The organism is Vibrio sp. 1F279 (assembly GCF_041439815.1).
Taxonomy (GTDB): domain Bacteria; phylum Pseudomonadota; class Gammaproteobacteria; order Enterobacterales; family Vibrionaceae; genus Vibrio; species Vibrio tasmaniensis_A.
Window position 1 is genome coordinate 59,930 of the sequence record NZ_JBGOOU010000032.1, and the last position, 7,764, is coordinate 67,693.

The 7,764-nt window shown below is 45.5% G+C and carries 6 protein-coding genes; 3 read left to right on the top strand and 3 right to left on the bottom strand.

Annotated elements, in window-relative coordinates:
* Positions 1-16 precede the first annotated feature (16 nt).
* From ACED60_RS19855 to fadB, 3 genes are all read right to left on the bottom strand, one after another.
* Positions 17-997 carry an MDR family oxidoreductase gene (locus ACED60_RS19855; protein ID WP_017103120.1) on the bottom strand — a complete coding sequence of 327 codons (981 nt, stop codon included), beginning with the start codon at positions 995-997 and terminating at the stop codon, positions 17-19.
* Between the two features lie 243 nt (positions 998-1,240).
* Positions 1,241-2,404 carry an acetyl-CoA C-acyltransferase FadA gene (gene fadA / locus ACED60_RS19860; protein ID WP_061025197.1) on the bottom strand — a complete coding sequence of 388 codons (1,164 nt, stop codon included), beginning with the start codon at positions 2,402-2,404 and terminating at the stop codon, positions 1,241-1,243.
* Between the two features lie 26 nt (positions 2,405-2,430).
* On the bottom strand, positions 2,431-4,602 hold the full coding sequence (gene fadB / locus ACED60_RS19865; RefSeq protein ID WP_061025195.1) for a fatty acid oxidation complex subunit alpha FadB: 2,172 nt from the start codon (positions 4,600-4,602) through the stop codon (positions 2,431-2,433).
* 227 nt (positions 4,603-4,829) lie between these two features.
* Between fadB and ACED60_RS19870 the strand changes: the two genes are divergently transcribed.
* Genes ACED60_RS19870 through hemG form a run of 3 tightly spaced genes read left to right on the top strand, consistent with a single transcriptional unit; the run spans position 4,830 to position 7,483 of the window.
* Complete coding sequence (locus ACED60_RS19870; protein ID WP_004736669.1) at positions 4,830-5,453, top strand: YigZ family protein; 624 nt, start codon at positions 4,830-4,832, stop codon at positions 5,451-5,453.
* A gap of 34 nt (positions 5,454-5,487) precedes the next feature.
* Positions 5,488-6,945, top strand: a complete 1,458-nt coding sequence (locus tag ACED60_RS19875) for a TrkH family potassium uptake protein (protein ID WP_371728290.1) — start codon at positions 5,488-5,490, stop codon at positions 6,943-6,945.
* A gap of 10 nt (positions 6,946-6,955) precedes the next feature.
* Positions 6,956-7,483, top strand: coding sequence for a menaquinone-dependent protoporphyrinogen IX dehydrogenase (hemG, locus tag ACED60_RS19880; RefSeq protein WP_017077284.1), 528 nt, complete (start codon positions 6,956-6,958; stop codon positions 7,481-7,483).
* The last annotated feature ends 281 nt before the right edge of the window (positions 7,484-7,764 follow it).

Below are 7,764 nucleotides of genomic sequence, written 5' to 3' on the forward strand. Positions count from 1 at the left end.
GAAGTTTAATTTTCAATTACAGTTTAATAACTACGCGACCAGTGATTTGACCGTTAGTGATGTCTTCCGCAGCTTGAATTGCGCCATCTAAAGACACTTCTTTAGTCGCTTGGCCGTAGAAAGACTCAGGTAGTAATTCAGCCAGTTGTTCCCACGCTTTAATACGTTTTTCACGAGGGCACATTACTGAATCCACACCTTGTAGACGAACGTTACGTAGAATGAATGGCATTACCGTAGTTGGTAAGTCAAAGCCGCCGGCTAGGCCACACATTGCAACCGCGCCGTTGTAATCAATTTGCGCCAATACTTTAGCAAGTACCTTGCTACCTACTGTATCGATAGCACCAGCCCACAGTTGTTTCTCAAGTGGTTTCGCTGGTTCTTCTAATTCAGCACGCTCTACAATGCGTGTTGCACCTAGTGATTTTAGAAGCTCGCCATTTTCTGAAGCTCGGCCAGTAACCGCTGCTACTTTGTAACCTAGTTGGTTTAGTAGCGTAATAGACACGCTGCCTACGCCGCCACTAGCACCCGTTACTAGGATTTCACCGTCTTCTGGTTTGATGCCTGCATCTACGATAGCTTGCACACAAAGCATAGCGGTGAAGCCAGCTGTACCAATCGCCATGACTTTCTTGGCGTCAAGACCTGCAGGCATTGGTACTAACCAGTCACCATTTAGGCTCGCTTTCTCAGCCATACCGCCCCAGTGGCCTTCACCAACCCCCCAACCCGTCAGAACAACTTCGTCGCCTGCTTTGTAGCGCGGGTCATCAGATTGTGAAACCACGCCAGAAAGGTCGATACCAGGAACCATAGGGAAGTTGCGAACAATGCGCCCTTTACCTGTTATCGCCAAACCATCTTTGTAGTTCAAAGAAGAGTAGCTCACATCAACTTTCACGTTACCTTCTGGTAATTGAGACTCATCAATTTGAGAAACTGATGCGATAGTTTTTTTGTCTTCTTGGTTTAGTACAAGTGCTTTAAACATGATCTGCTCCGTAGGAGGAATATTAGGAAACTGAAGTAACTTTAGTTGAATCATCCGAGAAAAAATAATGAAACATCAACATTGAATCTATGCGTTTTGTGCATAGATATCAGTGTTGGTTTTTCTCTCGCTGAGTTCGCTGAACGCAATCGATGCATTGTTGGATGCCAAGTAATAAAAAGTGCAGCTATATAAATATAGCTGCACAAAAGATTACCCTACAAGTATTACAACCAGTGATCGCTATGGGCGTTCAAATACCGTTGCAATACCTTGGCCTAAACCAATACACATGGTCGCCAAGCCGTATTTCACGTCTTGCGCTTCCATCAGGTTGATTAGCGTCGTCGAGATACGAGAACCAGAACAACCCAGTGGGTGACCGAGTGCAATCGCACCGCCGTTAAGGTTAACTTTCTCGTCAACTACATCCAATAGACCGAGATCTTTAGCACATGGCAGAGATTGAGCAGCGAACGCTTCGTTGAGCTCAATAACGCCCATGTCTTCAATGTTCAGACCTGCACGTTTTAACGCTTTTTGAGTCGCAGGTACTGGACCGTAACCCATGATTGAAGGATCGCAGCCAGCGATAGCCATCGACTTCACGCGAGCGCGAATCTTCAGGCCAAGTGCGTTAGCTTTCTCTTCGCTCATGATCAGCATTGCCGATGCACCATCAGACAATGCTGATGAAGTACCTGCTGTTACCGTTCCGTTTGCTGGGTCGAATACAGGACGCAGCTGAGATAGACCTTCAACTGTTGTTTCTGGGCGAATAACTTCATCGTAATCCAGAGTGAACAGTGAACCGTCTGCTGCGTGAGCTTCGGTTGGTAGGATTTCGTTCTTGAAACGACCTTCTACTGTTGCTGCTTGTGCTCTAGCATGTGAACGAGCGGCGAAGGCATCTTGGTCTTCACGGCTAATACCGTGCATTTTGCCTAGCATCTCAGCGGTTAGGCCCATCATACCTGCCGCTTTTGCTACGTGTTTAGACATGCCTGGGTGAAAATCAACACCATGGTTCATTGGTACGTGACCCATATGTTCGACACCACCGATCAGGCAGATTTCAGCATCACCAACCATGATAGAGCGGGTTGCATCATGCAGAGCTTGCATAGATGAGCCACATAAACGGTTCACCGTTACCGCACCAATCTCAATCGGCAGACCAGCAAGTAAAGCAGCGTTACGTGCAACGTTGAAGCCTTGCTCTAGCGTTTGTTGTACACAACCCCAGTAAATGTCTTCAATTTCGACAGGGTTTACTTCTGGGTTGCGCTCTAAAATGCCTTTCATCAAATGTGCAGATAGATCTTCAGCACGAGTGTGACGGAAAGCTCCACCTTTGGAACGTCCCATTGGGGTGCGAAGGCAATCAACAACAACTACATTATTCATTTTGCTATTCCTTTTCCAAATGTGGGTTACAGAGAACTGGCTTGTTGGCCGTCGTAAAAGCTTTCGCCCTTCGCTGCCATATCAAGCAATAGTTGAGGAACTTGGTACATTGCACCTAAGTCTTGGTAGCCTTTCGCCATTTCAACGAAGTTACCAATGCCCACACTGTCTAAGTAGCGGAATACGCCGCCTCTGAATGGAGGGAAGCCTAAACCGTAAACCAGTGCCATATCCGCTTCTTGCGGTGTCGCGATGATGCCTTCTTCTAAACAAAGCACCACTTCGTTGATCATTGGAATCATCACGCGCTGGATAATGGTCTGGTCATCAAAGTCTTGTGGCTGTTGGCATACGTCAGCCAAGATAGGAAGAATGTCTTCAGAGAAGGTCTTCTTAGGACGACCGCGCTTGTCTACGCTGTATGTGTAGAAACCGCTGCCGTTCTTCTGGCCATATTTTTCAGCGACATAAAGCGCGTCAATCGCATCACGCTCTTCTTTACCCATACGCTCAGGGAAACCTTGCGCCATTACTGCTTGGGCATGGTGTGCTGTGTCTAAACCAACAACGTCTAATAGGTACGCAGGGCCCATTGGCCAACCGAACTTGCGCTCCATGACTTTATCGATCTTAGTGAAGTCAGCACCGTCGCGTAGCAACATGCTGAAACCGCCAAAGTAAGGGAAAAGCACACGGTTTACGAAGAAGCCAGGGCAGTCATTAACAACGATAGGGGATTTGCCCATTTTCGCTGCGTAAGCAACCACGCGATTAATAGTTTCTTCTGAAGTATGCTCGCCACGGATGATCTCAACTAAAGGCATGCGGTGTACTGGGTTAAAGAAGTGCATGCCACAGAAGTTTTCTGGGCGCTTCAAAGATTTCGCTAACAGGTTGATTGGAATCGTTGAGGTGTTTGATGTAAGAACTGTGTCTTCACCAACCAAGCCTTCCACTTCGCTCAAAACTGCCGCTTTTACTTTCGGGTTTTCGACAACCGCTTCCACAATCACATCCGATTGCTCAACACCTGCATAATGTAGACTTGGAGTAATAGAAGACAGAATACCTGCCATCTTGAACCCATCTAGGCGACCGCGTGATAAGCGTTTATTCAACAGCTTAGAAGCTTCGTTCATACCAAGATCAAGAGACGCTTGTGCGATGTCTTTCATCATCACTGGCACGCCTTTCAATGCTGACTGGTACGCAATACCGCCACCCATGATGCCAGCGCCAAGTACTGCTGCGCGTTCAGTTGCTTTATTCGCAGACTTACCAGCCTGTTTTGCTAAGCCTTTAATGTATTGGTCATTCAAGAATAAACCGACAAGGGCTTTCGCTTCTTCAGATTTCGCTAGCTTAACGAAATGTTTGCGTTCGATGTCTAACGCCGCATCGCGATCGCTGCGCGCTGCTTCTTCAATTGCAATCACAGAAGTAATCGGAGCTGGGTAGTGAGGCCCTGCTTTTTGAGCCACTAAGCCCTTAGCCATAGTAAAGCTCATCATCGCTTCTAGTTTGCTTAGTGAAAGCGCTGACGTTTTTTGTTTGCGGCGTAGCTGCCAATCAAGTTTCTCATTGGCTGCCAAAGAAACAGTGTTGATCGCTGATTCTAGTAGTTGGTCTGTTTCAACAATCGCATCTAACAAGCCAACTTTAAGCGCTTCATCTGCACGGCATGCTTTGCCTTGAGTGATAATTTCCATCGCGCTGTCAGCACCGATAACACGAGGTAGGCGCACACAACCACCAAAACCAGGCATGATGCCAAGTTTGGTTTCTGGTAGACCTATGCTGGTGGTCTTGTCACCGATACGGAAATCGGTAGCGAGTACACATTCACAGCCGCCGCCAAGGGCATGGCCACGCATCATTGAAAGAGTTGGGACAGGAAGGTCTTCGAGCTTGCTGAAGATTGAATTAGCGAATCTTAACCATTCATCAAGTTCTGCTTCTGGCTTAGCAAATAGGCCAAGAAATTCAGTGATGTCTGCGCCCACAATGAACGCGTCTTTGTTTGAAGTTAAGATTAAACCACGTAATCCTGCGTGAGCATTAAGAGCATCTAACGCTTTATCTAGTGATTCTAAAGTTGCAAGGTCGAGTTTGTTTACAGATGCCGGTGCACAGAAGTTTAATTCCGCAATACCATCTTGTAATTCCTTTACCTGTAGGGTGTTAGCTTGGTAAATCATTGTCTATCTCCATGACATACAATCCACGATTGTTTGAGAGAATCTTGTTATCTTTCTATTATTGTAGAGCGCCTGGTAAGACCAGTTATTCTAGTCTGTACCTCTGCTTGATTAATTTCAATACATTTTTTAAACAATTGTTTAACATTGTGCGACAGCACAGATCCTCTAACCCTTATTATTCACGCGTGATACACTTCGCCGCTCTTAATAATTAAGTTAACGATATGAATGAACAGCCCTATTTAATACCGTCAGCGTCGGCTTTATTTGAAGAAGAGATAAAAAAGAGCGTTTTTATTACTCATCTTGCTCATACTCCAAGTGTAGAAGCTGCTAAGCAGTTCGTTGAACAGGTAAAAAAAGAGCATTCTTCAGCGCGACATAACTGTTGGGGCTTTGCTGCAGGGCGACCTGAAGACTCGATGAAGTGGGGCTTTAGTGATGATGGCGAACCCTCGGGTACTGCTGGAAAGCCTATCTTGGCGCAACTGTCTGGTTCGGGTGTTGGCGAGTTAACGGCCGTAGTCACTCGCTATTCAGGCGGAATCAAGCTCGGTACTGGTGGTTTAGTTAAGGCTTATGGTGGTGGAGTACAACAAGCTCTCAAGCTGCTTCAAACTATCGAGAAAAAAATAACCACAAAATTACGGCTAGAGTTAGACTATGGCTTTGTGCCGATTGCACAATCCATCATGGCTCAGCATCAGGCTGTTGAAGTCCAAGCGGATTATGGTGTTCAAGTTGAGCTTATTATTGAAATAGAGCTCCTTCAGGTAGATTCGTTTACCCAAACCATGATCAATAAAAGCGGTGCTAAGGCACTGGTAACGAAAGTCAAAGACAACTAGGAAGTGTGAAGCATTTCGCTTCGTTCAATAGCTCATGCAATTTCGCTCAATTATTCGAATCGTCGGATTATTATTAGCACTTTTTAGTGTATCAATGCTCGCACCTGCGCTCGTCGCTCTGATCTATCGAGATGGTGCGGGTGTGCCATTTGTGACGACCTTTTTTGTTCTCTTATTCTGTGGAGCAACCTGCTGGTTTCCAAACCGACGTTATAAGCATGAATTGAAAGCGCGTGATGGCTTCTTGATTGTTGTTTTATTCTGGACGGTAATCGGTAGTGCTGGTGCGCTGCCGTTTTTGCTCGCCGATAACCCCAATGTGTCGGTAACCGATGCTTTCTTCGAATCCTTCTCTGCATTAACAACCACGGGCGCGACCGTTATTGTCGGCCTCGATGATCTGCCTAAGGCGATTCTGTTTTATCGCCAATTCCTGCAATGGTTTGGTGGTATGGGTATCATCGTATTAGCGGTAGCCATCCTTCCTGTTCTCGGCATCGGTGGTATGCAGCTATATCGTGCAGAAATCCCGGGCCCTGTAAAAGACAGTAAGATGACTCCGCGTATTGCTGAAACGGCAAAAGCGCTTTGGTACATCTATCTGAGCCTAACGATTGCTTGTGCGGTGGCGTTTTGGCTTGCAGGCATGAGCTTCTTTGATGCTATAAGTCATAGCTTCTCTACTATTGCGATTGGTGGCTTCTCGACTCACGATGCGAGTATGGGCTATTTCAACAGTCCGGCTATCAACATGATTACGGTCGTGTTCCTTCTTATCTCTGCGTGTAACTATTCGCTTCACTTTGCTGCATTTGCTTCTGGTGGTGTGCATCCTAAGTATTATTGGAAAGATCCTGAATTCCGCGCCTTTATCTTTATTCAAGCAGTCTTGTTCTTAGTTTGTTTCTTATTACTGCTTAATCACCACTCTTATGACTCGTATTACGATGCTTTTGATCAAGCGTTGTTCCAAACGGTATCTATATCGACGACAGCAGGCTTCACCACTACAGGTTTCTCCGAGTGGCCATTGTTCTTACCTGTTCTGCTTCTGTTCTCTTCTTTTATAGGGGGCTGTGCAGGTTCAACGGGCGGTGGTATGAAAGTCATTCGAATCTTATTGCTTACTTTGCAAGGTGCTCGTGAAATGAAGCGCCTTGTCCACCCGCGTGCTGTCTATACCATCAAGGTTGGCGGTTCTGCGTTACCACAACGTGTTGTTGATGCGGTTTGGGGCTTCTTCTCTGCATACGCATTGGTTTTTGTGGTTTGTATGTTGGCTCTTATTGCTACTGGGATGGATGAGCTGAGTGCTTTCTCTGCCGTAGCGGCAACATTGAATAACCTTGGCCCGGGCTTAGGTGAAGTGGCAATGCACTTCGGCGATGTGAATGATAAGGCTAAATGGGTGTTGATCGTATCTATGCTGTTTGGTCGTTTAGAGATATTCACCTTATTAATTTTATTGACCCCTACGTTTTGGCGTAGCTAAGGACAACATTGTGGCAAAAGCTCTATTTTTGTATTCAAGCCGTGAAGGGCAAACCAAGAAGATCTTGAACTATATAAAAGAAGAAATGAATGAGTTCGAATGTGAGCTTCAAGATCTGCACACTATTAGTAATGTCGACTTTGCTCAATACGACCGAGTGTTGATTGGTGCATCTATTCGTTACGGCCACCTTAATAAGAAACTATATAAGTTCATTGATGCCAACCTTACTCAGTTGCAATCCAATAAGGTTGCCTTCTTCTGCGTTAACTTAACGGCTCGTAAAGAAGACCAAGGTAAAGACACCCCTGAAGGTAGTGCCTATATTAAGAAGTTTCTTCTTAAGTCACCATGGCAGCCGACTCTAATCGGTGTATTCGCGGGTGCTCTCTATTACCCTCGTTATAACTGGTTCGATAAAACCATGATTCGCTTCATTATGAATATGACAGGCGGAGAAACGGACACAACCAAGGAAGTTGAGTATACGAACTGGGAAAAAGTCTCTTTATTCTCTAAGAAATTGCAAGAGATGTAAGAGAAAAGCCTACTTTTGAGGCGTTTTGTGCTCTTTTTAATCGAACGAATAAAAAAACGAGAAAAACTTCAAAAAGGGCTTGCCAGTGTGATCGAAATCTCTATAATGCGACCTCGCTGACACGGGATGGCTTCGAAGCTTTGGTTTCAAAAGCGAAAACGAATCAGCAGGTCAAATTAGCCAAGCTAAGCGCTTGAAAAAAGTTTTGAAAATAGTGGTTGACACTAAAACTTAAATCGCTAAAATGGCCGTCCGATTTGAGCGAAGCTCAAAAAGGAAAA

What these genes read in the sequence shown, in the direction of transcription:
- fadA (WP_061025197.1), bottom strand. Translation starts at nt 2,404, where the DNA reads ATGAATAATGTAGTTGTTGTTGATTGCCTTCGCACCCCAATGGGACGT.
- fadB (WP_061025195.1), bottom strand. Translation starts at nt 4,602, where the DNA reads ATGATTTACCAAGCTAACACCCTACAGGTAAAGGAATTACAAGATGGT.
- ACED60_RS19855 (WP_017103120.1), bottom strand. Translation starts at nt 997, where the DNA reads ATGTTTAAAGCACTTGTACTAAACCAAGAAGACAAAAAAACTATCGCA.
- ACED60_RS19875 (WP_371728290.1), top strand. Translation starts at nt 5,488, where the DNA reads ATGCAATTTCGCTCAATTATTCGAATCGTCGGATTATTATTAGCACTT.
- ACED60_RS19870 (WP_004736669.1), top strand. Translation starts at nt 4,830, where the DNA reads ATGAATGAACAGCCCTATTTAATACCGTCAGCGTCGGCTTTATTTGAA.